This window comes from Mesorhizobium sp. M0923 (genome assembly GCF_040319365.1).
GTDB lineage: Bacteria > Pseudomonadota > Alphaproteobacteria > Rhizobiales > Rhizobiaceae > Mesorhizobium.
Genome location: NZ_JAMYNW010000006.1, coordinates 1 through 24706 on the forward strand (window position 1 = coordinate 1; position 24706 = coordinate 24706).

Genomic DNA, 24706 nt, shown 5'->3' on the forward strand with positions numbered 1-24706 from the left:
AAGCCGGATCAGCCGGTGGCGATCTGCGTCGAGCGCAGCCCGGCGATGGTGGTGGGGCTGCTGGCGATCCTGAAGGCGGGCGGCGCTTATGTGCCGATCGATCGCGCTCTTCCATCTGCGCGACAAGAATGGCTGATGGCCGATTGTGCTGCGCGCCTGGTGCTTAGCGAGAGTGACGATGATGATCTGCTTGAGGTGACGATCCCTGTTCTGGCCATTGAGCCGCTCATGACCGGAGCAGGGTCTAGTGCCGATCCTGGTCTGGCATTGAGCGCCGAGGCTGCCGCTTACGTGATGTACACGTCCGGCTCGACCGGCCTTCCCAAGGGGGTTGTTGTTGCTCACCGTGCGGTCAACCGGCTCGTCATCAACAATGGCTATGCGCAGTTCAGCTCGAGTGATCGTGTGGCGTGGGTGGGCAATCCCGCGTTTGATATCAGTACCCTGGAAGTGTGGGCACCGCTGCTACACGGTTCAAGCCTGGTTGTGATTCCACAAATTGATGTGCTGCAGCCAGAGGTGCTGCGCAGTCTGGTTCAGCAGCATGGCATTACCGTCCTGCATCTGACAGCCGGGTTGTTCAGCCAGAGCGCTGATGATTTAGGCCCGGCGCTGGCAAGCTTGCGGTTGCTATTGGTCGGCGGTGATGCGGTTGATGTGGCGGCAGTAGCACGGGTCTTGAGGGGGAGCCGACCGCAGCATCTCTTGCACTGCTACGGTCCGACCGAGACGACGACCTTCGCGACAGTCTGCGAGATTACCGCGATTGATGAGACGTTTGGCCGGCTCCCGATCGGCCGTCCGATTGCGAACACGCGGATCTACCTGCTGGACGCTCATGGTGCGCCGGTGCCGTTCGGGGCGGTGGGCGAGCTCTATATCGGCGGGGCGGGGGTTGCGCGTGGCTACCTGAACCGGCCGGAGCTGACGGCCGAGCGGTTCATCGCCAGCCCGTTTGTGGAGGGCGACCGGCTGTACCGGAGCGGCGACCTGGCGCGTTATCTGCCGGACGGCAATCTGGAGTTTTTGGGCCGCAACGACGAGCAGGTGAAGATCCGCGGCTTCCGCATCGAGCCGGGCGAGATCGCGGCGCGGCTTTGCGAGCATGCCTGGGTGCGCGAGGCGGTGGTGGTGGCGCGCCAGGACCGGGCCGGCGACAAGCACCTTGTCGCCTATGTCGTGTGTGGACCCGAGGCCGGCTCGGACGAGGACGGTGGCGGCGCGCTTGCCGGCGCCTTGCGCGCGCATGTGAGCGGGCGGCTGCCGGACTACATGGTGCCATCGGCATTCGTGCGGCTCGAGGCCTTGCCGCTGACGGTGAACGGCAAGCTCGACCGCAAGGCACTGCCGGCGCCGGAGGACGAGGCCTATGCGCGGGCGGCCTATGAGGCGCCGCGCGGCGCGATCGAGACGGCGCTGGCCGAGATATGGGCGGAGCTTCTCGGGGTCGAGCGCATCGGGCGCCACGACCACTTCTTCGAGCTGGGTGGCCACTCGCTCCTGGCGGTGCAGTTGCTCAGTCGAGCATTAGATCTTGGGCTGAACTTTAGCGCCGCCGACCTCTTCCAAGCCCCTGTTCTGAAGGAACTTGCATCGAAGAGTCATTTGGAGCCACAGCCCTGTAGTCCGGGCGTGATTTCCGTACAAGCAACCGGATCGCAGCCACCGCTCTTCTTTGTTCCCACAGGCTCGGGCGATTGTTCCTATGTCCTCGGTTTGGCGAACGAAATGGACATAGACTGTCCCATTTACGCTCTACCATGGCCGCCTTTCAATGAGGTTTGTCCACCATCTCTTGAGGCGATGGCCGCGGAGACCATCGTGGCGATTAGAGAGATCCAGCCGCAGGGTCCGTATCGCTTCGCTGGATACTCATCAGGCGGAATCTTGGCTTACGCAATCGCCCAGCGCTTGCTGAGTCTCGATGACGCTGTGTCGTTCATCGCTCTCATCGATGTTACGCTACCTGCAAACGTGACAAAGATATCACCCATCCAAATGGTACGAGACGTGGTGCTCGATTCTTTTGAATCCTTAGATGATGAGAGCTTCGAAGTGCTGGAGCAATTTGCTGGACAAAGTTCAATCGCTCAGCTGCTTGAAAAGGGGCAGCAAATTGGGGCAATACCTCTGGATCGTAATCTCCATAACGATGTTTTGATGTATGAAAGGACCGCCCGGTTTCACGAGGCGCTGCAGGCGTACCAAGTCCCAACCCTGCCAATTGAGATACATCAGTTTTATGCCACCGAGGCTCTCTTCAGTTCTCGGGCACGACAAGCTAAGAGTTCATTATGCCCAGAGGCACGTTCGCCTATGCGCGGCTGGGACCGGGTCTTGAGTCCGGAGGCCATTACTGCCGTACCGATTGTAGGCGACCACGTGACGATGATGAGTGTTCTGGAAAACCGCAAGGCTCTGGCCCGAGCCATTTCTACGCCTTTAACCGGGGTTCTTGAAAAAGATCCCTAGCGAACTGCACCGAAGGTTCTGGCACCCAGACGAGGTTCAGTCTCGGATCGCGACAATCCCCAAATGTCGGAGAGTTCTGGCTCGGTGATCCAAAGATGGGAAGCATATGTGGTCTGCCGCCGCTGCTGATCGACGACCGAGTCGATCAACTCCAAGGCCAAGCTGCATTGGCTGAGCTTCTCATTCGAAAAGCTCAAAGGGACCAGATAGAATGGAGACTATCACCATTGATCAACAGAACATCCTCCTCGGCATCCGTCCAATAGAACCGGCTGACGACTCCACCTTGTACGCTTCCGAAGTTACCTCGTTGGGACGCGCTGTTACCAAAGTTCGCCGCCAAAGCGGTGCTGCAAGAGTAGTCGCCAGAACACTCCTTGGCCAACTGGGATTCCCACAACTGCCGATCCTAAAGACGCGCTCTGGTGTTCCGATCTGGCCACCCGGCGTCGTCGGATCTTTGGCGCACCACGATACCGTAGCAGCCGCCGCCATTGCAGGGACGAAAAGGATTGCGGCTCTCGGCATCGACATTGAGCCTAATGAACCTCTGCCGGAGAACCTGATCGAATTGATTGCCACCCCTAACGAGCAACGCACGTACGATCTACGCCTGCTTCAACGGCGGGACCTCTTCGTTTTGAAGGAGGCTGTATATAAAGCCTATTTTCCACTGTACAATGATTTTCTTGAATTCCAGGACGTGGAAATTGATATCTCTGCGCGATTAGGATACGTGCCAAAGAAAGATTGCACATTTTCGCTCGAGTTACTTGTTTCCAACAATGTAATTGGGTTGGCGTATTCATGGCCGACATGCGGTGACCTTGCCCCGCTGATCTAATCCGGTTGACGTTCGTTCTGGCCCATCGAGAGGACCAGGACATGAAACGTAGCCGCTTTTCTGAAGAGATCATCGGAATTTTGAAGGAACATGAGGCCGGGGTGTCGGTTGCCGATCTGCCGATCTGTGCCGCAAGCACGGGGTCAGCGACGCCTCGATTACAACTGGAAGGGCCGCTTCGGCGGGATGGATGTCTCCAGGCTCGGCGACTGAAGGCTCTGGAGTACGAGAACACGCGGCTGAAGCGGCTTCTGGCCGACGCCATGCTCGACAATGCGGCGTTGAAGGATGCCGCGCCAGAAGCCAACTGCCTGCGGATACCGACGTGAAGCCGGCCGCCATTCCGATCAAAGACCGGCCACCGTTCCGATTTGAAGCCGGCCACCATTCCAATCAAAAGCCGGCCAGTTTTCGGCACTGAAGATTACCTCCTGGGTCAGCAACTTTGGCATCAATCACCTCGCCATGAACGGGGACATTTTGATGCCGGCAAAGAGAAGGCTGACCATGAGACAATTGAGACAGATGCTGCGGCTTGCCGGAAGCGGGACGAGCTCCCGCGAGATTGCGGTCGTATTGGGGATAGCGCGCAGTACGGTGCAGGATAATTTGCAGCGTGCAGCCGCGGTTGGATTGAGCTGGCCCTTGCCGGGCGAGCTGACCGACGATGCGCTTGAGCACAAGCTCTTCAGTCGCAACGGCGTCAAACAGGGCACGCGACGACGCACGGAACCGAACTGGGCCGATCTTGCGGTCGAGCTCAAGAAGCCCGGCGTCACCTTGCTCATCCTGTGGGAGGAGTATCGAGGATCGCATCCCGACGGTTATGGCTACAGTCGCTTTTGTGAACTTCTACGGGGATTTAAGCAGCGACTGTCACCGACGATGCGCCAGGAGCATGCGGCCGGCGACAAGGTCTTCGTGGATTATTCCGGCAAGAAGATTCCGATTGTCGATCGCAAGACCGGTGAGATCCGCGAGGCGGAGATCTTCGTGGCGGTGCTGGGTGCGTCCAGCTACACCTTTGCCGAGGCCACCTGGACGCAAACGCTCCCCGACTGGATTGGCTCGCATGTCCGGATGTTTCGTTTTTTTCACGGCGTTCCCAGACTCGTCGTTCCCGACAATCTGAAGTCGGGCGTCAGTCGCGCCAGTTTCTACGATCCCGAGATCAACCGCAGCTACGGCATGATGGCTTCCCACTATGGCGTCGGCGTTCTTCCGGCACGGCCAAGAAAGCCTCGGGATAAATCGAAAGTGGAGAATGGAGTGCGTTTCGCCCAGTCCTGCATTCTGGGGCGCCTGCGCAACCAGACTTTCTTCTCGCTGGCTGAGGCCAATGCCGCCATTGCCCAGGCGCTCGATCGCATCAACGACCACGTCATGCGCCGGCTGGGCGTCAGTCGCCGACAGCTCTTCGAGACCGTCGAGCGCCCGGCTTTGGCCAGTCTTCCACTGGAGGATTACGAGTTTGCCGAATGGCGTTTGGCCCGCGTCTCGACGGATTATCATGTCGAGTTCAAGACCTTCTTTTATTCCGTGCCCCACAGCCTCATTCGTCAGCAGGTCGATCTGAGAGCAACGGCGCGCACCATCGAGATCTTCCACCGCGGCAAGCGCGTCGCGGTGCATCAGCGCCGCTATGGAGGTCCTCGCCATGGAACCGATCCGGATCACATGCCCAGTTCCCACTGGCGCTATGCCGAATGGACGCCGGAGCGCTTTCGGCGCTGGGCCACGTCGATCGGGCCGCAGACCGAAGGTCTGGTCATCGCAATTCTCGCCAGCCGTCCGCATCCCGAGCAGGGCTTTCGAACATGTCTGGGCATCCTACGTCTGTTTCGCGACATCGATCGCAATCGGGCCGAAGCCGTGTCAGCCCGCGCTGTCGAGATCGGTGGCCTGAACTGCAAGAGCATCGCTTCGCTCATCGCCAACCACAAAGCCGCACGCCATTCCACCGAACCAACCGCCATCGTCGATCACGCCAATCTGCGTGGCCCTGATTACTTTCATTGAGGAGATCCACCCATGCTGATCAATCCCACCATCGACATGCTGCGAGAGCTCGGCCTTTACGGCATGGCAACCGCTTTCCAGGAACTCGACGCACAGTCCGAAGTGCGCGACCTCGAGCACGGCGAATGGCTTGCCATGCTGCTCGAACGCGAGGCGACCATGCGCCGCCAGAAGCGTTTCGAGGCTCGCGCCAGGGCTGCCAAGCTTCGCCATGACGCGCAGATCGAGAATGCCGACTTCCGCGCCGCACGCGGCCTCGACCGCAATTTGTTCATGGCGCTTGCCGGCTGCGGCTGGATCAGAAAGCATCACGGTCTTCTTGTCACCGGGCCAGCCGGCGTAGGCAAAAGCTGGCTTGCCTGCGCTCTTGGCCACCAGGCCTGCCGCGAAGACTTCTCAGTCGCCTACCACCGGCTTCCCCGGCTGTTCGCCGCCCTCGCGCTCGCAAGAGGCGACGGGCGATACGGCAGGATCCTCAAATCTCTTGCCAGGACCGACCTGCTGATCCTTGATGACTGGGGACCGGAAAAACTCAATGACGACCAACGCCGCGATCTCCTGGAGATCATTGAGGATCGCTACGAACGACGCTCAACCATCGTCACAAGTCAGGTGCCCGTGGATCGCTGGTGGGAAATTATTGCAAACCCAACTTTGGCCGACGCCATCCTGGATCGCCTCGTTCACAACGCCTATCGCATCGATCTCACCGGTGAAAGCATGCGAAAACAGCGCCCGCCAATCGTCCCCGAAAACACCGAAGCTTGACCTGAAACAAAACCCAACCCAAACATCAACGAGACCCAGGATCAGTCCGAAACTGGCCGCCTTCAAATCGGAAGGGTGGCCGGAATGAAATCGGAATGACTGGCCGGCTTCAAATCGGAATCGGTGGCCGGCTTCATCGGAATACGCAGCGGATCGGCTACGATTGTCGAATGCGGCTCCCGAAGATGCTGGACTTCGGAACGGGCATCGACGCCAACGAGCTGTGGGTTGCCCAACAGGGGTACTGGCACCACCGACAAGGTAGCGATCAATGACTGGTTCGCCGGGCCACCGCGCCCGCTGCAAAAGTCTGCGACGACTTTGGTGCCTGTCGGAATTTTCCATGGCCTGGACAGTACGCTAAGCAGCGGCCACGTTCGTCGCGGACAAAGGGCGATAGGTATGTTTGGAAGGGATAGGTGCTGAGGCCGCTTGCGAGCATGATCAGCCAGATCATTATGGATTGCGGGTTGCTGATGGCGCGCAGACGCTCCTTCATGCCGGAACGGTCAGAGCCCGCAATATCGGCCCCTGTCTTAACTGGCGCCTCCAGGACGCGATGGCGAAACAGGTAGAAGGCCTAATCGGCCCGAAGCTGCGATTTTGGCCAAGTTGTGGAACGTTGCCGGAACGGATTGACGGTGAAGGCTCAGCGACCTGAGAATTCACTCCTGAAACAGGGAGTGAACGTATGGGTTTGCGTGTTTCGCCTGAAGCTTTGGCTGGGGAATGGAGCCTCTCTTTTGCCGACAATGACTTTGTGAACGCCAAGCCGGCCGGGTCGAGGCTCGGACTGGCGGTGCAGTTGAAGTTCTTCGCAGCCTTCGGATACTTTGCCACCGACGCGACCGAGGTTCCGGACGAGGCGATTTCGTATCTGGCCGAGCAGCTTGGTGTCCGCGAGGCCGGTCTCGACGGTTACGATTTTTCGGGGCGGTCGGGACGGCGTCATTGCGCGGAGATTCTGCGCCATCTGAGCTTTCGCCGCATGAAGCGGGCTGACCGGGTCGCACTTTCAGATTGGATGGCGACGGAGCTCTGCCCGGGCGGGCAGTCCGTCGCGGTGATGTTGGAGGCTGTCTTTCTCTGGTGTCGCGACCACAGGATTTTCGGTCCGTCCGGTAAGGAGATGGAGCGGCTTGTACGCTCCGAGCGGCAACGCTTCCTGGAATGCTTGCTTGCCGGCGTTGCGGATCGGCTTCTGCCGGAAACGGTCGCGCTGATGGAGGCGTCGCTGGTCGAACCGGATAGTCTGACAGGATTCCATACAATTAAACATGACGCAGGTGCGGCAACGTTGGACAACATGCTTGCCCTGGCTGACCGGCTTGCCTTCATTCAAAAGTTGACACTGCCAAGGGATTTGCTGACGGGTGCCGGCAAGTCCTGGATCGATCAGATCGTCCGGCGGGTCGGCGCCGAAAAGGCTTCGGAGATGCGCCGCCACACCCCCAGGCGACAACTTGGCTTCTATGCCGTCTTCCTGATGGTGCGGGAAGCACAGATCATCGACGGGATGATCGATCTTCTGGTGGAAACCATCCACAAGATCGGAGTGCGCTCGAAGCGCAAGGTGGTCGCCGGAATCGCCAGGGATATTGAGAAGGTCTATGGCAAGGAACGGTTGCTGGTCGATATTGCGGGTGCGGCGATCGAGACGCCGGACGGCCGGGTCTGCGATGTAATCTTTCCGGTGGCGGGGCAGGAAAAGTTGGCGGCGATTATCAGGGAGCATCGGGCGAAAGGCACGCTCGAGCGCCGCATCTATCAAGTGATGCGCGGCTCTTATGCCAGCCATTACAGAAGGATTTTACCAAGACTGCTCTCGGTCCTGGAGTTTCGTTCGAACAACGCCGTGCATCGGCCCGTGCTCGAAGCCTTGGATTGGATCAGGCGAGCCTTCGGTACCGGATGCCGCATCGTACCACGCAGTGCCGTGCCGATTGAGGGCGTCATTCCACCGAAATGGCGCAGCGCGATCATCGGCAAGGACGGGCGCATCAACCGGATCAGCTACGAACTCTGTGTGCTCAGCCAATTGCGTGACCGCATCCGGGCGAAGGAAATCTGGGTGGTCGGCGCGGACCGCTATCGCAATCCGGATGATGATCTGCCCAAGGATTTCGAGGCCAGGCGCGCGGCCTACTATGGTGCCCTGAACCTGACGCCGGACGCGCGGGCCTTCACGCACCAGATCCGGGCCGAGCTCGAGCGGGAACTGCGGCTGCTGAGCACCGAAATCCCGCGCAACGATAAGGTGCGCATTCTCTGGCGCGGTGAAAACCGCATCTCGATCACGCCGTTCGAGCCACTGCCGGAACCGCAGGGCCTTCGCTCGGTCAAGGCCGAGATCGGGCATCGCTGGCCGATGACGGAACTGCTGGATGTTTTGAAGGAGACGGCCCTCGACACCGGTTTTCTGGATGCTTTTGAAACATCGGCCTCCCGCGTGACGCTTTCCCGCGGTGCGGTCGACCGGCGCCTGATCTTGTGCCTTTACGGATTGGGCACGAATGCCGGCCTGAAGCGCGTGGCGGCCGGATGCCCGGACGTCAGTTACGAGGAATTGCTTCACGTCGGCCGGCGCTTCGTTCACCGGGACGCGCTGGAGGCGGCTTGTGGGCGCGTCGCCAGTGCGACGCTGGCGATCCGCAACACCGCCATCTGGGGCGAGGCCGGCACGGCTTGCGCGTCGGATTCCAAGAAGTTTGGCGCCTGGGACGGCAACCTGATGACCGAATGGCATGTCCGCTATGGCGGTCGCGGCGTGATGATCTACTGGCATGTCGACAAGGGCTCGACCTGCATCTTCTCGCAGCTCAAGCGCTGTTCGTCTTCCGAGGTCGCTTCGATGATCAAGGGCGTGCTGCGGCATTGCACGGACATGGAAATCCAGCGGCAATAGGTCGACAGCCATGGCCAGAGCGCCCTCGGCTTTGCCTTCTGCAGGCTGCTCGGTTTCGAGCTCGCGCCACGGCTCAAAGCGATCGCCCGGCAGAAGCTGGCGCTGCCGCATGCAGGCCTGCGCGCCGAACTGCCCAACCTGCTTCCCGTTCTTTCCAGCGTCATCAACTGGGAGGAGATCGAGCAACAATATGACGAAATGGTCAAATATGCTGCCGCCATGCACAGCGGGATCGCCGATCCGGAAGCGATCCTGCGCCGCTTCGCCCGCGCCGAGGTGATGCACCCGACCTACAAGGCACTCGCCGAGCTTGGCCGGGCTATCAAGACGATCTTGCTGTGCCGGTATTTGCGCCACGAGCCGTTTCGCCGCGAAATCCATGAAGGCCTGAACGTCGTCGAGAACTGGAACAGCGCGACCAGCTTCGTCTTTTTCGGCAAGGGTGGCGAGATCGCTTCCAACCGGCTCGACGATCAGGAGATATCGGCGATGGCTCTGCATCTCGTACAGGCGTCGCTGGTCTATGTGAACACGCGCATGATGCAGTCAGTGCTCGCCGAGCCGAACTGGTCGGCGCGGCTGACGCTGGAAGACTACCGCGGCCTGACGCCGCTGATCTACGGACACATCAATCCTTATGGCCGCTTCGACCTCGATCTGGATCGCCGGATCGATTTCGAGCAGAAACAAGCGGCGTGACCCATCGAAGGGAATGTAGAAATGCCTGTATCGAAGAAGCCCCGAAAGAAGGCAGTGGCGAAATCCAAGCTGCCGGAAAATGACAATGCTCTGCCTCCAATGCCGGACCGGCGCGGCATGGAGGGGTTCATGGCAGGTCTTTTCGGCGGACAACGTGGGAGCGACCCGACCGACGCCGCGCAAGACGTCATGTATGAGGCCTGGGAAGCGACCAGTCGCAGCAAGCGTATCGCGCTGGCCAGGAAAGCGCTCAAAATCTCGCCGTTGTGCGCCGACGCTTATGTGCTTCTGGCCGAAGAGGAGGCGAGGTCTGTCGAGGAAGTGCTGGACTGCTACGAGAAAGGGCGTCGCGGCTGGGAAAATGGCCCTCGGGCCCGAGGGGTTCGAGGAGTATTCCGGTCACTTCTGGGGTTTTCTGGAAACCCGCCCCTACATGCGGGCGCGGGCAGGTCTTGCCGCCGTACTCTGGCGGCTTGGTCGGCATCAGGCGGCCATCGACCATTACCAGGCGATGCTTGAGCTCAATCCGAATGACAATCAGGGCATCCGCTACGTGCTGGCCGGGCATTTGCTGGCGCTCGATGACATCCAGGCCTTGAAGAAGCTGCTCAGACAGTACGAAGACGATTGCGCTGCTGCATGGCTCTACACGCAGGCCCTTCTCGCCTTTCGTGAAAACGATCCGGATGCCGGGAAGCTTGCCGAGGAGGCCTGGCTCGCGAACAGCCATGTGCCCGGCGTCCTGTCCGGCAAGCAGCCTCTGGTTGCCTCTCCGGACGGCTATATCACCTTGGGGGGCGAGGATGAGGCAGCTGACTACGTCGAGGAAAACGGCAAGGCCTGGCAGGCCACTCCCGGCGCAATCCCTTGGCTGGCGGAGGTTACCAGAAAGCTGAAACCACGAAGACGGCGTAACTGACCGCCCGGAACCGATGGGCGTGTTTTAATTTGGGTATACCCGGCCAGCACAACGGCAATGAACACGCCGCAGCCGCTAAGCCATGTTTATTTTGGGCCCAGAATGGGATATTGAACGAAGCTACGCGTTGGCACACCCAAAATGAACAGTTTGCATGACCCGCATCGGATACGCGCGCACCTCCACCACCGACCAGAACCTTGCCGCGCAAATCGCCGCGCTCAAGACCGCCGGCTGCGACGTCATTCGCGAGGAACAGAAGAGCGGCGCCTCGCTGGCAGGCCGCCCGCAGCTCAACACGATTCTCGACTTCATCCATGCCGGCGAGACGCTCGTCGTCACCCGCATCGACCGGCTGGCCAGATCACTGCGCGATCTTCAGGTGATCGTGGACAGGCTCAAAGCCAAAGGTGCGCACTTGTTCGCGACCGAGCAGCCCGTCGACACCTCGACCGCCGCCGGCAAGGCCTTCTTTGACATGCTCGGCGTCTTTGCCGAGTTCGAGACCAATCTGCGGCGCGAGCGCCAGGCCGAGGGGATTACCATCGCCAAAAAGCGTGGCGTCTACAAAGGCCGGCCACCGAAGATCGACCGCGCTGAAATCATACGCCGACTGGAAGAGGGCCACGGCCCGACACGGATCGCACGCGATCTTGGCATCTCGCGTGGAACTGTCTACCAGGCGCGGAAAGGCGAACCAGAATGAGCAAAGGCAAGCACATAACCCGCCTGATCCCCGCAGCCTGCGAAGAAGTCCAATCCCGCATGCTCGAGGCTTGTCAAAAAATCGCCGCGGACCATGGGCTGGTCATCGAGAGCGCCGGATGGCGTGGCTTGGACTCTGGGTTTGCCTTCGAGCCCGTGTTCCGTGTCAGCGTTCCCGCTTCCGACGGCACGGCATTCAATCTCGAGAAGGACATGTTCGAGTTTCTGGCCGCACGCTACGGATTGGCTCCCTCGGACCTCGGACGCGAGTTTAGTACCGGAAGCGAACGGTTCCGGATCACCGGCATCGATCCCAAGCGGCCGCGATATCCTATCTCCGCCGAACGCATTCCCGACCGCCGGGGCTTCAAATTTACCGCCGAAAACGTCGCCATGTTGCTGCAAGCCCAGAGCAAGTCATGATGTTCTACACTTGTTCCGCAACTTGGCCAAAATCGCAGCTTCGGGCCGATTAGGCCTGGTTGGCGCGATGCTTCGAGAAGAGGGCGTCACCGCCAACCATCTCGCTTGCCTGCATCTCGGCGCCCAGAAGATTCCACGTGAGCGCCGGCGGTCGCGCGCCCGCACCGAGCGGGTGGCCGCATTCATCGATGCGATCCGCGAGGCGGCCGTCGCCGGGCTGAAGGAGCATGATCGCCTGCTGCTCGCCAGAGAGCGGATGGAGCGCGTGCTGCGCGGCCGCCGCTCCAGCTCGAAGCTGCCCGTCCTGATGGATCTTGTGCTTTCCCGGCCGATGGTTTCCACCAGCATGGTACAGGCGGCGTTGAAAGTGTCCCGGCAGGGCGCGCTCGATCTTATCGGCGCATTCAGCTTGCGCGAGCTGACAGGCCGGGGAAGTTTCCGGGCCTGGGGGATCGTTTAGGCGCGCAGCGCATCGTCGGCTATACAGAGGCGCTGCGTCTGGCGCATTCCGATTCGACACCAGCGAACATCCCAAATGGCAGATCCCGAAATCCATCTTTACATCGATGACACTGGGAGCCGCGACCCAGACAGGGAGCCGCTGGTGAAGCGTCGTGACGAGATGGATTGTTTCGCGTTCGGCGGAATCCTCATCAATGAGGAAGACGTCGACGAGCTTTTCGCCAGATACAAGGCCTTCTGCAATAGCCACCATATCAACTACCCGCTGCATTCTTGGGCAATCCGGGGCGGGCGCGGCGATTTCGGCTGGTTGAAACGTCCCGAAGCGGCATTCGCATTTCTCTCCGATCTGGAGCGGTTCCTCGTGGACCTGCCGATCGTCGGCATAGCGGCAGTAATCGACCGGCCGGGCTATGTTTCCCGGTACAGGGACCGGCTCTGGTTGATGAGCAAGACTGCCTACTGCATCCTGATCGAGCGTGCCGCCAAATTCGCGCGAAGCCGCGGCCGAAAGCTGCGCGTATTTTTCGAACGCGCTGGCAGGGTCGAGGACAACGAACTGATCGCCTTTGCTCGCTCGCTGAAGAAGGACGGGATGCCTTTCGACGAAAACAATTCCGCGTCCTATCAGTCGCTGAGCGCGGCAGAGTTCCGGGACATTGTCAGAGGCGAGCCGCGAGGCAGGACCAAGGCCACCCCGATGATTCAGATTGCGGACCTGGTTCTGTATCCTATGGCCAAAGGTGGCTACGATCCGATCTACCGACCCTACGTATCCCTGATGGAGAACAAGCGGTTGATCGACGCCTTGCTCGATCCGAACGAGCGCGCGAGCCTTGGCATTAAGTACAGCTGCTTCGAGCGCATAAACGACAAAGGCCCGGACGAACCGAGCCTTTGAGAAAGTGTCGGCTGGCGCTTGGCGCCAACCCCGGAGCGTTGCTCACACTGGTATTATGGTGTGGTTGACCTCTGTTTTCAAGACTTGCTGTTGAGATGCTGGCTCAGCGTAGGCGAGGCTGGCGTCGCGCCCATCGCCATTATTCTACAAGACCGAAGACGGGGCCAAATCCGCCATGCCATGACATGTCGCTACGGCCCAAGTGAGGCTCGTAGATGCCCACGCCATTGCCGCCATCCAGAAACAGCGCATTGGGACAACTGAGGTGGTCGCGAAACAGGCGCGCGAAGTTATGAAAGTTCACGGCGTCCTCGCTTATCGGGAAGTTGACTAGCCCACCGTCGCAGACTCCGACGCCGCTTCGACGCGTTCGATCGCTCGATCCGGCAATGAAGATGGGATTCAGCTTGTTTTTGATCACGAGCATCGGGCCGGACTGGGTGGCAAACCGCGCCTTTGGTCGACGCTTCAGATAGTCGGTCGTCGGCAGGATCCCGGCATCGGCGTCATTCAGAAAGAACACGCCATTCGGCTTCTTGTAGAAGTTGGGCACCTTTCCAGGCGGGCCATCCATTGTCTTCGTGCTGGCGGGCCGCAGTTCCTGGCCGTTCTCGACATAGAGTCCAATCGGCGAGAAGTCGGTTAGATACATGCCGGCGTTCATCGCGAATACCAGCGTTCGTCCTTCGTTGGCGACTGTCTTGGCTATGGCCGGGAAGCGACGATAGGGGTCGCCATGGGCATCTTTCCAAAACAATCGAAGGTCGTCATGCCCCGGTGTCGCGGTGCATACGATGAATTTTGCCTCTTCGAACGTTTGCTCCTCGCACGGTTGGGCCAAGACAGGTTGCGCGGCTGCGAAGGAGGTGACGAGTAAGAGACGCGGGATCGGAGCGAGGTGTTTGGGGTAGAATACCATCGTCAACAAGTCTCGGAGGCAGCGAGAAAGACAGTACGTGAAATGATCTCCGCCAAAAATGATCGGCGAATCCTTCGATGGCAGCAGGCTATCCTCGACAGCGTTGACACGCCTTCAATACGTTGGTCGGTGCTGCGCCGTAACCATTCGTGGCGCTCAAGGCTGGGGTCGTTTGCGGGAGAGGGCGAAACCCTACCCTAAGCGATGCCAGCGATATACTCGTCCTGCGCGGGAAATATCTATACAGCGTCTGGCGGGAACGACACCGTCATCTCCGCACCTGGTACCACGCGTTCGCTGACGCTGCAGAGGACCTGAAATCGCTCCCGTGGGCTTGATCGCTATGGCGCGCGCCAGCGCTGCGCGCTGGAAAACTGCGCCGGGTAGCGTTTCTCCAGTCCAGATCGACGAGATCGAGCAACTCGATCGCCTGCTTCCTGATTTCGGCCGCAGGCGGCCGTGTCGCACCCGTTCGCCGGAGCGTCACTCGGTCAGGACGCAGCCGCCAAATCCTTCACGGCACAAAGCGGTGGGGCGTCTCCGGCGTCCGAAACGTCGGGAGCAATCTCGTGGCCGCCACCCTGATTCGACTTGTCCTCTGGGAAGACGCGCACGTTCTTCAGTTCGACATACACCTGCACCCCCGGCTCCAGGGAAAGCTGGGTGCTTTCCTCCTTGCTCAACTGGGCAGTTAATGGGCTGCCATCGTCGTTACGAGTCAGTTCGAGTTGCACCAACGGTCCCGCGGAATTCACGCGCTGAATAGTCGCGGCGATATTGGCACCTTCGCCGGCTTGCTCGCGCACCTTGACCTCGTGAGGCCTGACATATGCAACCGCCGGCGCATCCTTCACGGCGACATGCTCAGGAACAAAGAGTTCGGTCTCGCCCAGGCGCAAACGTCCACGACGAATTCGGCCATGGAACAGGTTCACATTGCCAAGGAAACTGTAGACGAACGGGGTGGCCGGGTTCTCATAGATCTCGTCCGGCGTACCGATCTGCTCGATGCGCGCCTGATTCATCACCACGACACGATCGGCAAGCTCGAAGGCTTCCTCCTGATCGTGTGTGACGAAGAGGCTCGTCACATGGATTTCTTCGTGCAGCTTGCGCAGCCACTTTCGAAGTTCCTGACGTACCTTGGCGTCGAGCGCACCGAAGGGCTCGTCCAGCAACAGAACCTTGGGCTGGGCCGCAAGTGCCCGCGCCAAGGCGACACGCTGGCGTTGACCGCCGGACAACTGGCTGGGGTAGCGATCCTGCAACCCTTCCAGGCGGATCAGCTTCATGAGCTCATCGACGCGCTCGCGGATCTGCGGCTTGGGCGTCTTGCGGACCCTCAGGCCATAGCCGACATTCTGCGCCACCGTCATATGGCGAAACAGCGCGTAGTGCTGGAAGACGAAACCAACCTTGCGATCACGGGCGGAATAGTTGGTGATGTCTTCGTCCTGTTGCAGCACGGTGCCAGAGTCGGCGACTTCGAGGCCGGCGATGATCCGCAGCAGGGTAGTCTTTCCCGAACCGGACGGGCCGAGCAAGGCGACCAGGTTCCCGTCGGGCACCTCAAGGCTGACGTTGTCGAGCGCGCGGTAGTTCCCGAACGTCTTCGAAACGTCCTTGATCAAGATGCTCATGGTTTAACTCCATTTGTCCGGGCCGGGACACTGGCTGCATTCGGAGCCCTCCGGTCAAGCTGAACCTTGGCGATCAGTGTGATGATCGCGACGAGGGTGAGCAAGGATGCAACCGCGAACGATCCGGGGAGATTATACTCCTGAAACAGCTTCTCGATACGGAGCGGCATTGTATCCGTCTGTCCCGCTATGTGGCCAGAGACCACATAGACGGCTCCGAACTCTCCCATAGCGCGAGCATTGCACAGGATGACGCCGTAGATCAGTCCCCACTTAATGTTGGGCACCGTGATGTGCCAGAAAAGCTGCCATCCGCTGGCTCCCAGACTGACCGCCGCCAGTTCCTCCTCGACGCCCACGGCCTCCATCACGGGGATCAGCTCGCGCGCGACGAACGGGAAGGTGATGAACGCCGTGGCCAGAACCAGTCCGGGGAGGGCGAAGATGATCTTGAGGCTCTGATTGCGCGGCCAAACCTCGAAATAGACCTGAAGGTAGAACAGCACGCCAAAGATGATGGCGCTGCCGAGCAGCAGCACCAGATAGGGATGGTTCCACAGCCCGCGACGCGCCTTGGGGCTCAGCGGCCTCAAGATGTAAAACAGCAGAATGAAGATGCCGACGGCGAGGGCCGAAATCAGATACGGCATTATCGAGTAGCCGTCCGCCCTCAGGAACGGCCCAAGATATCCCTGACGCCCGAAGATCAGCACGAACATCAGCCCCGCCACGACCGGCGACACCGCAAAGGGCAAGTCGATGAGGGCGGTCAGCAGCGTGCGGCCGCGGAAATTGAACTTGGCGATCGCCCAGGCCGCCGCGACGCCAAACACCGTGTTGGCGACCAGCGCAATCGGGGCCACGATCAACGTCAGAACGATCGAGTGCCGCGTGTCCGGATCGTCGAACAGATTGCGCCAGTAGGTCACCACCCCCTCGCTGAGGGCTTGCACGAAAATGTTTGTGACCGGAATGACGATCAGAACGATGACGATGGCAAGGGCGGCTCCCGTTAGAAGCCACCTGACCCAGGCCGGGTCCTGCTGCGCGCGGCGAATGTTAGCCGGAGTAGCCGTTGCTCCCGGCCTTGGCAATACGGCTTCAGCGCTCATGGCGCATGCTCCAACGCTCCAGCATGTTGATGATCACCAGCATGGCGAACGAAATGACCAGCAGCACGACGGCAATCGCCGTGGCTTCACCATAGGCGAATTCCTCCAGGCGCGCCACGATCAGGATCGCTGCGATTTCCGTTTCATACGGCTTGTTTCCCGACACGAATACGACCGAGCCGTATTCCCCCACGCCGCGCGCGAAAGCCAGCGCAAAACCCGTGATAAGCGCGGGATAAAGGCTGGGGAGGATGACATCCAGGAAACTCTGCAGGCGCGTGGCGCCCAGGGAGGCCGAGGCTTCCTCCGATTCCGGATCGATGTCTTCGAGGATCGGCTGCACCGTTCTCACAACGAAGGGAAGCCCTACGAAGACCAGAACCAGGACGATCGCGAAGCGCGAATAGGCCCCCTCAATTCCCCAGGGAACCAGGTACTGCCCGAGCCAGCCATTCTCGACATAGAGCGCCGAGTAGACCAATCCGGCCACCGCCGTCGGCAGCGCCAGGGGCAGGTCGACGAGCGAATCCACGATTTTCTTGCCCGGAAAATCGTAGCGGACCAGCACCCATGCGATAAGAAGGCCGAGAACCAGATTGATCAGCGCCGCGACGAAGGCTGCGCCGAACGTCAACAGATATGCCGCGCGCGCCCGCTCCGTCCACACCGCTCCCCAGAACTCCTCGAACGACAGCGACCCGGCCTTGAAAAAGACCGCCGTAATCGGAATGAGTACCAGGACGCTAAGGTAGAAAACCGTGTAACCCAGCGTCAGCGAGTACCCGGGCAAGACTTTCCTGTTTGCACTTGCCATGACCTTGCCAACCCATCTCTCTCAAAGTTCGGCCCCGCGCCTGTTTTCCGGCGCGGGGCGTACAATGACATTCAAGTTCGTCGTCTTCAGGACTTCGGCTTGTAGATGTTGTCGAATACGCCGCCCTCGCCGATGAACTGCTTGTGGGCATCCGGCCAGTCCTTCGCGATGTCGGTTATCGGAAACCGCTTAATCTCGCCAAAGGTCGTTCCAATATACTTTTTGTGGATGGCCTCGTTGGTCGGCCGATAAAAATGTTTTGCAAGGATTTCCTGACCCTCGTCAGTGTAGGTGTACTTCAAGTACGCTTCCGCTGCTTCCCGGTGACCGGGTGCCCGGTCAACAACGTCATCGACCACGGCGACGTAAGGCTCGGCCAGAATGCTGACAGGCGGGTTGATGATTTCCAACGCGCCTTTCGCCTCCTCCACCTCGAGATGCGCCTCGTTTTCCCACGCAAGGTGCACGTCGCCGATTCCCTTCTGGACGAACGTTGTCGTCGCGCCGCGGGCACCCGAATCCAGAACGGGAACCTGCTGGTAGAGCTGGGTGACAAACTTCACGGCATCATCGCGCGAGCCGCCGCGCACGACCACCGAACCCCACGCACTAAAGAAGCTCAGATAACCGTTTCCGGAGGTCTTCGGATTGGGGGTGACGATCTCGATGCCGGGCTTCACCAGGTCCGGCCAGTCCTTGATGCCTTTCGGATTTCCCTTGCGAACGACAAAGACGATGGTCGAGGTGTAGGGCAGAGAGCGATTGGGCAGGCGATCGACCCATCCCTCCTTAATCAGCCCGCTTTTGGCGACGGCATCCGTGTCGAGGAAGGACGCCAGCGTCACCACGTCGGCTTCAAGGCCGTCGATGACAGCGCGGGCCTGAGTGCTCGAACCGCCGTGCGACTGCTTGATGCTCAGCGTGTCTCCAGTCGACTTCTCGTAGATTGGTATGAAATGCTCGTTGATGTCGCGCCAGAGTTCCCTAGTCGGATCATAGGACACGTTCAGGAGTTCGATCTCGGCGGCGGAAGCCGGTACTGAAAAGCCTGGGACGCCGAGCTGGACAGCGCCGACCAGGATGCCGGCAAGAATTGCGTTGGTTCGAAGTCGGGTCATTGTCTGCCTCCGTTGGAATTCCATCTTAATCTAGTAATTTTGTAGAATATTGATGCAATGGCCTTTGCGTTTTTCGCGGGCGGCGCGCAAATTTACGCCTCCTGCGGACATTTCAGGGAATTTTTTTGCCTCATCATGGTGTAATGCGCAACGCTCCAGCCAACAGCGACATTGTCAAGACATTCCTGTGGCCGCGCGCCAGGCCTGCACAATGACGCTGTGCTGGTTCCAGATCATCAGCGCTCCACTCACAGCCATGAGCGCGACCACAAGGCCGCGGAACTGTCGTCCACTCAGGCGTTCGAGCCAGCGCTTGGCCAGCAGATTGGCAAGCGCAGCGCCCAAACCCGCGGCTGCGCCGTACATGGCCGCCTGACCACCGAGCGCACCGAGTCCAGTGAAAACCGCGACCTTGACGACATCGATCACAAACGAGTTCACGGATTTCGTGGCGACCAACGTCTCCTTCTCCGAACCGTAGTTCAGATAGAGCGAATTCAGGACGGGTCCCACCGTGCCCATCAGCGCCGACAACAGCGCGACGATCAGGCCGGCCGGGAGGAACCACCAGCGGCGAACTCGGTAGCTCCTCTCGCGCGCCCCGCCGCGAAATTCCCAGACTGCACTGATCAGATAGATCCCTATGAGTATCTGGAGCCATTCCGCTCGACTGTTGGCGAAGAGCCAGGAGCCCGCCGCGGCGCCGGCGATGGCGCCGGGCAGGTACCAACGGACCAGGCTCCAATCGATGTCGCGCCGAAAAGCCAGGGCGCGGATGGGATTGCCGATGAGCTCGGTCAAGGTGATGACCGGCGCAACCGCGGCGCTCCCTGTGATGAAAGTCACGGCGGGGATCAGCAATAGACCGCCGCCTCCGGCCGAGAGGGTGTTCAGCGTCCAGGTGAGGAACCCCGCCAACGCCAGGAGGCCTAGTCTAATCCAGTCCATCCGATCAGAACGAAGCGGGCCTTTGATCGTTCCGAACGCGTCGGTTAGCAAAAGCCCGGCCCGCCCCTTGAGTCTCGTCTGCGATGGAAATAATCACCGTTACCGGGCCAAACGCGGGCGCCCGGAAGACCGGACTCCGGCGCACCGTACCGCCGATAGCTTTGAAAGCTGGTTGAAAGCGGACCGCTTAACCAGCCGGAGTTACGGTGAAGTCATCAAAATACACGTGACTGTCGGCCTTCGACCACAAGCCAACACGCCCGGTCACCGGCTCAGGCAGCGTGTCCTGCAGGTAGAGCTTGCCGTCGACATAGCCTTCGACCTTGGTGCCGGCGATGCGCACCTTCAGGTCGTGCCATTCATGGGTTGAGGTTGGGGTGTTCTTGACCCAGGTCACCGACGAGCGTTTCCCCTTTTCGAACTTCCACAAGACAAGGTTGTTCTCCAGAGGGTTGGCGCGAATCGTGAGATAGTCGCCGTTAGGCTTCAGGTTGAACAATATCCCGGCACCTTGATCAATGCGGCCGGAAATGCCCTCGAACCGGACGGTGATCTCTCCGTCGCGGAAATCTGGCATGCGTTCAAAGACTGCGTAGGGGAAGTATGCATAGGCTTGGACGCGGTCGAGAAACTCGGCATACCGCTCCCCATAGAGCGCCCGTGCCTTGTCGGCGAGACCGGCGGAGGTCTGTCCCTCCTTCCATTGGCGCCCGTCGACGGCCAACACCTTATTGTCGCCTTCTGTTTCGATCCGCCAAACGCCCACCACGCCGGGCATCGCCTTCGAATCTGCGCCAACTTCCTCGTCCGAAAAATTGACGATGTCCGGCGAGCCCGCCGAGGCTGGCAGCAGCAAGGCCACCAAGCCGGCACCTGCCGCGGCGACTGTCTTGAGGCTATGTAAGATGTTCACGGCTGATCTCCTTCTGGCTTGAGGCGTATGCGATGGCCGGTGCCCTGCGGCTCCGCCACCAGGCGACTCCAATGAGTAGCGGCAGGCCGCCAAGGAACCAGGGAAGCGCGATCCACGGAGCCGCGACGAGCGGATAGCCGGGATAATCGCCGGCCCCGGTCGCCGGCACGGGCAGGGGTACATTTGCGAGCCCATAAAGGAGCGGCAGTACCTCCTGGGTGCCGGTCGATCGACTGACGGCCGACCGGCCGCCATAGCTGTACTCGACTTCGCCATACGACTCATCGCTTGCGCTGTCGACAACACTCTGCTGGTCGCCTGCAAAACGGATGACAATCCGTGGAATGACCCGCTCGAGCTTCGATAGGACGCTTGTTCGTAAATCGGCGTACCGGGGGTCTTCGGGCGCCAGGTGAACGGTGACGGTCAGCTGCTCGCTGAGTTGCGTCAGGGCCTGTTGGTCGGCAAGCGAGAAAGAGTTCCGTCGGTCCTCGGTCGCATCGGCCGACCATCTGATCTGGGTAGCCGCGACCATCACAAGACAGGTCGCCACGAGGCAGATGAGCGAACCGACAAGCTTGATGCGCACGGTAGCACCCATGGGGAGCCAGATGGCAGCGAGTGCGGCAAATCCAAGAATCGCCGCAAGCACCCCGACGACGAGACTGAGCGATAACAATCCGAGCTCAAAGGTATGCAGCGTTTGCGTGAGCGATAGCCGCGACGACCAGCCAAGGAGGTCGGGTTGGCTGGCCGCCGCGAAGTCGATGACCCACGATCCGAGTGTGAAGCCGAGTGTGACAATCGCCGCGGTTGCCGCGCTCTCGGTAAGCGCAGCTGCGAATAACGCGATGGCGCCGACCAACAGGCCATAGAGCAGATGTCCGAGAACAAGGTTCAGGGTCTCGGCGACGAACAGATGTCCGCCCATGAACTCCCAAATCGCGAGCGCTGAGAGCGCAGGGATACTGGCAGTGAGCCAAGCTGCGAAGACGGCGACCAGCTTGGCGCCAATCAAAGTCGGCGGTCGATAGGGCAGCTGGATCAGGAGCCGCAAGGCGCCGGACTCCTTTTCGTTGCCGAGCACGGGTATGGCAACAAAGGGAAACAGCAGCGTAACGGCGACGTAGAAGCCGCCGAACGTCGGAACCAGTACGCCGTCCAGCGGGGATAGTGCGCTCGCGAGCCCAGGCGAGGTGAGCGCAGTAGCGCTCGTTTCGCCGTAGAGCGACACGGCCTGAAAGAAGCTGAAGCCGATGAGAGGGCAGAGCATCAGCAGCATTGTCCAGAGCGGCCGGCCGCTCGCCATTTCCCGCAGCTCCTTGGCCAGCAAGGGGCCGAAGGGAGCGTCGAGCGGTACCGCTGCCTCAGGTGAGCGCAAGGAAAACCTCCTCCAACCCACCGGAGAGGATCCCCGCACGCTCCCGCAAGTCGCCCAAGGTCCCGACGCCGCGCACGTGGCCTTCTGCGAGCAAGACGAAACGGTCGCATATGCGCTCGGCATCGAGCAGCTGGTGTATGGCGAGGACGAGGCTCCGCCCCTGCGCCGCAACTTTGCGCAGCACGTCCATGATCTCGCGGGTCTGTCGCAAGTCGAAGCCGTCGAAGGGCTCGTCCATCAGCAGCAGGGGATGCGGCGTAATCAGGGCAAGCGCCAACATCAGTCGACGGGCATACCCCTTTGGACAATGCAAGCACCCGCTTGTTCAGCACCGGTGCAAGTCCGACCGCCCTAACTGTGTCCGCGACGTCGAGGTCCGATGTCCGGTAAACACCGGCGAAGAACGCGAGCACCCGTTCGACATACTGGTCGCGCCACGGCCGGAGGCCGTCGGGGAGGTAGAAGATCGATCTCCGGCGCAATGCGGGTGGCAGAGGGGCGCCGTGCTAGAAAATCGTCCCCGAGTCGGCGGGAAGAACGCCGGCAACTGCTTCGAACAACGTGGTTTTGCCGGCTCCGTTCGGTCCGATGAGACCGAGAACTTCGCCGGCTTCGACCGTGAAGGCAACGTCCGCCAACGCTGTTTGCGGGCCGTAGCGCTTTGTCAAGGCGTCGACCCGAAGGGCGACTCCGCTCGCTGGCGATGTTGCGATTTGCGCCTTGTCAGGCTTCCGGCTTCGCATCAACATCGGCTGATTCCCTCCCGGCGTGCGATTGGGCATTGCCCGGCCGAACTCCGCCGTTGGACGCGCGCGCGGACGCCCAATCTAGCTCTTTTTGACGGCGACCTTGTCGAGGGCTGCGCGCAGTCCTTTCGCCAGCTTCTGCACATCGTCGTTCGCCCAGAAATGCATGAAGAAGAGCCGCGGCTGCTCATCGAGCATGTGGCTATGCAATGCCGTGATCTCGATGCCGTTGCCTTGCAACGCCCTGATAACCGGATTGACCTCCTTGGCAGTCAGCACAAAGTCACCTGTGATCGCCGTTTTGCCGCCGCCAGTCGACTGGAAGTTGATCGCTATGGCGGAGCCCAGGGCGGCCGGCACCTCCATGCCATTTTCTTCGACCGGTTCTGCGCGCGGTATAGTGAACTGGTAGACCGCGCCGTTGGCCTTGCCTTTGTAGCCAATAGCTTGGTCGACACCCGCCGTGTCGAACTCGATCTTCGAAGCGGCCGCCGCCTGCGAACCGGCGGATGCAGCCATCGGCGTCTTCGTCAGAGCCAAGCCGGCATGAAGCGCTGTGGCGAGTGCTACGGGATCACCCTGGCCGAAGAGGTGCATGTAGAGCGTCATCGGCTCTGCGCGCAGCAAGTGGTTGTGAACCGCAGTGATCTCGATCCCGCCTTCTTCAAGCTTCTTCATGACCGGGTTCACCTCGTCCTGGGTCAGAACGATGTCGCCCATGACCATGGCCTGGTTCACCATTGGCTCGAACGCGATCCAGCCTCCGAGCGCAAAGCCTGGCTTCAGGGATATCCCATCGAGCGATACTTTCAGGTCGGTTCGTGGCAAGCCCACCCTGTAAACGCCGCCAGGCATTTCCGTTCCGGATTTGCCAAGTGTCTGCGCGACACTTTGCCAATCGGGTTCCGCTGACGCCGGTTGGAGAAGCGCCGACATCGCTATCAGCATTGCGCCGGTGATGAGTTTTGCACGCATGGATTTCTCCTTGTGGTCTGCCCCAATATGCCCAATGACTTTCAATCCGAGACGCTAGTCGCGTGCAGAGGGCTTCTGCAGCACGCCCTCCAGGAAGAACGTCCCATCCGGGTCACGAAGCTGTACTGCGGTATCTGAGATCCATACCTGATAGCAGGTCTCTTCGCCTTCAACGGAAATGCAGAGCTGCCCCTTCTCGACGCGCCACTTGCCGGCGTTCTTCTTGCCCATGTCGTAGCGCACGATCCGTCCGTCGCGGCCGAACGCATCCGCCCAATGAACGTCGTCCGTGAAATCCATGCCGGCGAACTTGGCCTTGATCTCCTTGCCCTTGAGGTGCCGGAACGTGTCCGCCGCGTCCGCGGCATTCACAGCAATCAGGCTGAAGCCAAAGGCGATGGCGGCCATCAGCCGCCGACCAACCGTAGCAGTTCCCGGGCTGTTTTTTTCGAGGGTAATCATCTTTCAGGCCGCCGCCGTAGGTTTCATGGCAGGTGGCCAGCTATGCGTCTCCGCCTTGCGGCGCGAAGCCCAGGCATAGAGCGCGTCGTAGATGACGAAGCCGTGTTTCAGCACTTCCTGGTCGTCGGGCGTGACGTCCCTGAGCCCCATCGAGATCGCAAGCAGCCCCGCCGACTGTGGCGTCAAATCGTGCCGATCGGTGTCGGCGCCGCGCACGATCGAGGCGATCGTCACGATCGCCGGATCGCGCTCGAGGCCGTATTTCGAGACGAAGGTATCGAAGCTGCAGCCGTCACCCACATGCGTGAACTCGACACCGGGCACGTCAAAGGGTGTAGCGCCCGTCTCCTGGGCAACCGGGATCACCCGATCCGGCGGCACGAACAGGAATTCTGGCTCCTTGTCGATGAAGCGGGCGATCAGCCAGGGACAAGCAATACGGTCGATGACCGGACGTTCGCGGGTAACCCATCTCATGGCCTTGTCTCCCTTTTGGTTGCTCAGCGCGGCCTACTGCTGCGAGACCAACAACGCTACGCCTGGATGAGGAATGATACAAGT

The 24706-nt window shown here is 60.4% G+C and carries 22 protein-coding genes and 4 pseudogenes; 12 read left to right on the plus strand and 14 right to left on the minus strand.

Features of this window, described 5'->3' with window-relative positions; translation table 11 throughout:
- The 12 genes and pseudogenes from NKH89_RS11945 to NKH89_RS12000 form a co-directional block, all read left to right on the plus strand.
- A partial coding sequence (locus NKH89_RS11945; protein WP_352908922.1) for a non-ribosomal peptide synthetase occupies window positions 1-2472 on the plus strand: 2472 nt, incomplete at its 5' end.
- Window positions 2473-2683: 211 nt separating this feature from the next.
- The gene (locus tag NKH89_RS11950; protein ID WP_352908924.1) at window positions 2684-3316 is read left to right on the plus strand and encodes a 4'-phosphopantetheinyl transferase family protein; all 633 of its coding nucleotides are present in this window, start codon (window positions 2684-2686) and stop codon (window positions 3314-3316) included.
- Window positions 3317-3357: 41 nt separating this feature from the next.
- Window positions 3358-3606: pseudogene (locus tag NKH89_RS11955) on the plus strand (transposase); the annotation flags it as partial.
- 217 nt (window positions 3607-3823) lie between these two features.
- A complete protein-coding gene (istA, locus tag NKH89_RS11960) occupies window positions 3824-5335 on the plus strand; it encodes an IS21 family transposase (RefSeq protein ID WP_352908927.1) in 1512 nt (503 codons plus the stop codon).
- A 12-nt stretch (window positions 5336-5347) separates the two neighbouring features.
- Window positions 5348-6103, plus strand: a complete 756-nt coding sequence (gene istB, locus NKH89_RS11965; protein ID WP_352908929.1) for an IS21-like element helper ATPase IstB — start codon at window positions 5348-5350, stop codon at window positions 6101-6103.
- A gap of 691 nt (window positions 6104-6794) precedes the next feature.
- Window positions 6795-9707: pseudogene (locus NKH89_RS11970) on the plus strand (Tn3 family transposase).
- 129 nt (window positions 9708-9836) lie between these two features.
- Window positions 9837-10037, plus strand: a pseudogene (locus NKH89_RS11975) (hypothetical protein); the annotation flags it as partial.
- A 31-nt stretch (window positions 10038-10068) separates the two neighbouring features.
- Window positions 10069-10626 (plus strand): tetratricopeptide repeat protein, encoded by a 558-nt coding sequence (locus NKH89_RS11980; protein WP_352909109.1) that lies wholly within the window; start codon window positions 10069-10071, stop codon window positions 10624-10626.
- A 154-nt stretch (window positions 10627-10780) separates the two neighbouring features.
- Complete coding sequence (locus NKH89_RS11985; RefSeq protein ID WP_023804258.1) at window positions 10781-11332, plus strand: recombinase family protein; 552 nt, start codon at window positions 10781-10783, stop codon at window positions 11330-11332.
- Entirely contained in the window at window positions 11329-11754 is a 426-nt protein-coding gene (locus NKH89_RS11990; RefSeq protein ID WP_188580921.1) for a hypothetical protein, read from the plus strand. Before NKH89_RS11985 ends, NKH89_RS11990 begins: the two co-directional genes overlap by 4 nt.
- A gap of 22 nt (window positions 11755-11776) precedes the next feature.
- Window positions 11777-12214, plus strand: a complete 438-nt coding sequence (locus NKH89_RS11995) for a helix-turn-helix domain-containing protein (protein WP_352909098.1) — start codon at window positions 11777-11779, stop codon at window positions 12212-12214.
- 75 nt (window positions 12215-12289) lie between these two features.
- Entirely contained in the window at window positions 12290-13117 is an 828-nt protein-coding gene (locus tag NKH89_RS12000) for a DUF3800 domain-containing protein (protein ID WP_023802338.1), read from the plus strand.
- 139 nt (window positions 13118-13256) lie between these two features.
- On the opposite strand, the gene NKH89_RS12005 is transcribed toward NKH89_RS12000, so the two are convergent.
- From NKH89_RS12005 to NKH89_RS12065, 14 genes and pseudogenes are all read right to left on the minus strand, one after another.
- Complete coding sequence (locus tag NKH89_RS12005) at window positions 13257-14036, minus strand: phosphodiester glycosidase family protein (protein WP_023802339.1); 780 nt, start codon at window positions 14034-14036, stop codon at window positions 13257-13259.
- A 350-nt stretch (window positions 14037-14386) separates the two neighbouring features.
- A pseudogene (locus tag NKH89_RS35810) lies at window positions 14387-14511 on the minus strand (sulfate ABC transporter ATP-binding protein); the annotation flags it as partial.
- Between the two features lie 16 nt (window positions 14512-14527).
- A complete protein-coding gene (locus tag NKH89_RS12010) occupies window positions 14528-15676 on the minus strand; it encodes a sulfate/molybdate ABC transporter ATP-binding protein (RefSeq protein ID WP_023802340.1) in 1149 nt (382 codons plus the stop codon).
- Complete coding sequence (locus NKH89_RS12015) at window positions 15673-16788, minus strand: sulfate ABC transporter permease (protein WP_023802341.1); 1116 nt, start codon at window positions 16786-16788, stop codon at window positions 15673-15675. Before NKH89_RS12015 ends, NKH89_RS12010 begins: the two co-directional genes overlap by 4 nt.
- Window positions 16778-17602, minus strand: a complete 825-nt coding sequence (gene cysT / locus NKH89_RS12020; protein WP_023802342.1) for a sulfate ABC transporter permease subunit CysT — start codon at window positions 17600-17602, stop codon at window positions 16778-16780. The genes NKH89_RS12015 and cysT overlap by 11 nt, the downstream gene beginning before the upstream one ends.
- Window positions 17603-17688: 86 nt before the next feature.
- Window positions 17689-18720, minus strand: a complete 1032-nt coding sequence (locus NKH89_RS12025; protein WP_023802343.1) for a sulfate ABC transporter substrate-binding protein — start codon at window positions 18718-18720, stop codon at window positions 17689-17691.
- Between the two features lie 174 nt (window positions 18721-18894).
- The gene (locus tag NKH89_RS12030; protein ID WP_245277794.1) at window positions 18895-19638 is read right to left on the minus strand and encodes a sulfite exporter TauE/SafE family protein; all 744 of its coding nucleotides are present in this window, start codon (window positions 19636-19638) and stop codon (window positions 18895-18897) included.
- Between the two features lie 217 nt (window positions 19639-19855).
- Entirely contained in the window at window positions 19856-20530 is a 675-nt protein-coding gene (locus NKH89_RS12035) for a LamG domain-containing protein (protein WP_245277795.1), read from the minus strand.
- A gap of 34 nt (window positions 20531-20564) precedes the next feature.
- Window positions 20565-21962, minus strand: a complete 1398-nt coding sequence (locus NKH89_RS12040) for an ABC transporter permease subunit (RefSeq protein ID WP_352908935.1) — start codon at window positions 21960-21962, stop codon at window positions 20565-20567.
- Entirely contained in the window at window positions 21949-22242 is a 294-nt protein-coding gene (locus NKH89_RS12045) for an ATP-binding cassette domain-containing protein (RefSeq protein ID WP_023802348.1), read from the minus strand. The genes NKH89_RS12040 and NKH89_RS12045 overlap by 14 nt, the downstream gene beginning before the upstream one ends.
- Before the next feature lie 226 nt (window positions 22243-22468).
- A complete protein-coding gene (locus tag NKH89_RS35815) occupies window positions 22469-22744 on the minus strand; it encodes an ATP-binding cassette domain-containing protein (RefSeq protein ID WP_198032886.1) in 276 nt (91 codons plus the stop codon).
- A gap of 45 nt (window positions 22745-22789) precedes the next feature.
- On the minus strand, window positions 22790-23683 hold the full coding sequence (locus NKH89_RS12055) for a DUF1259 domain-containing protein (RefSeq protein WP_023802350.1): 894 nt from the start codon (window positions 23681-23683) through the stop codon (window positions 22790-22792).
- 54 nt (window positions 23684-23737) lie between these two features.
- Complete coding sequence (locus NKH89_RS12060) at window positions 23738-24145, minus strand: hypothetical protein (protein ID WP_245277796.1); 408 nt, start codon at window positions 24143-24145, stop codon at window positions 23738-23740.
- A gap of 3 nt (window positions 24146-24148) precedes the next feature.
- Complete coding sequence (locus NKH89_RS12065; protein ID WP_023802352.1) at window positions 24149-24622, minus strand: chromate resistance protein ChrB domain-containing protein; 474 nt, start codon at window positions 24620-24622, stop codon at window positions 24149-24151.
- Between the last annotated feature and the right edge of the window lie 84 nt (window positions 24623-24706).

Coding starts and splice junctions, on each gene's coding strand:
- NKH89_RS12005 (WP_023802339.1), bottom strand. CDS start 14,036: ATGGTATTCTACCCCAAACACCTCGCTCCGATCCCGCGTCTCTTACTC.
- NKH89_RS12055 (WP_023802350.1), bottom strand. CDS start 23,683: ATGCGTGCAAAACTCATCACCGGCGCAATGCTGATAGCGATGTCGGCG.
- NKH89_RS12065 (WP_023802352.1), bottom strand. CDS start 24,622: ATGAGATGGGTTACCCGCGAACGTCCGGTCATCGACCGTATTGCTTGT.
- NKH89_RS12010 (WP_023802340.1), bottom strand. CDS start 15,676: ATGAGCATCTTGATCAAGGACGTTTCGAAGACGTTCGGGAACTACCGC.
- istB (WP_352908929.1), top strand. CDS start 5,348: ATGCTGATCAATCCCACCATCGACATGCTGCGAGAGCTCGGCCTTTAC.
- NKH89_RS12015 (WP_023802341.1), bottom strand. CDS start 16,788: ATGAGCGCTGAAGCCGTATTGCCAAGGCCGGGAGCAACGGCTACTCCG.
- NKH89_RS11985 (WP_023804258.1), top strand. CDS start 10,781: ATGACCCGCATCGGATACGCGCGCACCTCCACCACCGACCAGAACCTT.
- NKH89_RS12025 (WP_023802343.1), bottom strand. CDS start 18,720: ATGACCCGACTTCGAACCAACGCAATTCTTGCCGGCATCCTGGTCGGC.
- NKH89_RS35815 (WP_198032886.1), bottom strand. CDS start 22,744: ATGCCCAATCGCACGCCGGGAGGGAATCAGCCGATGTTGATGCGAAGC.
- NKH89_RS11950 (WP_352908924.1), top strand. CDS start 2,684: ATGGAGACTATCACCATTGATCAACAGAACATCCTCCTCGGCATCCGT.
- NKH89_RS12060 (WP_245277796.1), bottom strand. CDS start 24,145: ATGATTACCCTCGAAAAAAACAGCCCGGGAACTGCTACGGTTGGTCGG.
- istA (WP_352908927.1), top strand. CDS start 3,824: ATGAGACAATTGAGACAGATGCTGCGGCTTGCCGGAAGCGGGACGAGC.
- NKH89_RS12045 (WP_023802348.1), bottom strand. CDS start 22,242: ATGTTGGCGCTTGCCCTGATTACGCCGCATCCCCTGCTGCTGATGGAC.
- cysT (WP_023802342.1), bottom strand. CDS start 17,602: ATGGCAAGTGCAAACAGGAAAGTCTTGCCCGGGTACTCGCTGACGCTG.
- NKH89_RS12000 (WP_023802338.1), top strand. CDS start 12,290: ATGGCAGATCCCGAAATCCATCTTTACATCGATGACACTGGGAGCCGC.
- NKH89_RS11990 (WP_188580921.1), top strand. CDS start 11,329: ATGAGCAAAGGCAAGCACATAACCCGCCTGATCCCCGCAGCCTGCGAA.
- NKH89_RS11980 (WP_352909109.1), top strand. CDS start 10,069: ATGGCCCTCGGGCCCGAGGGGTTCGAGGAGTATTCCGGTCACTTCTGG.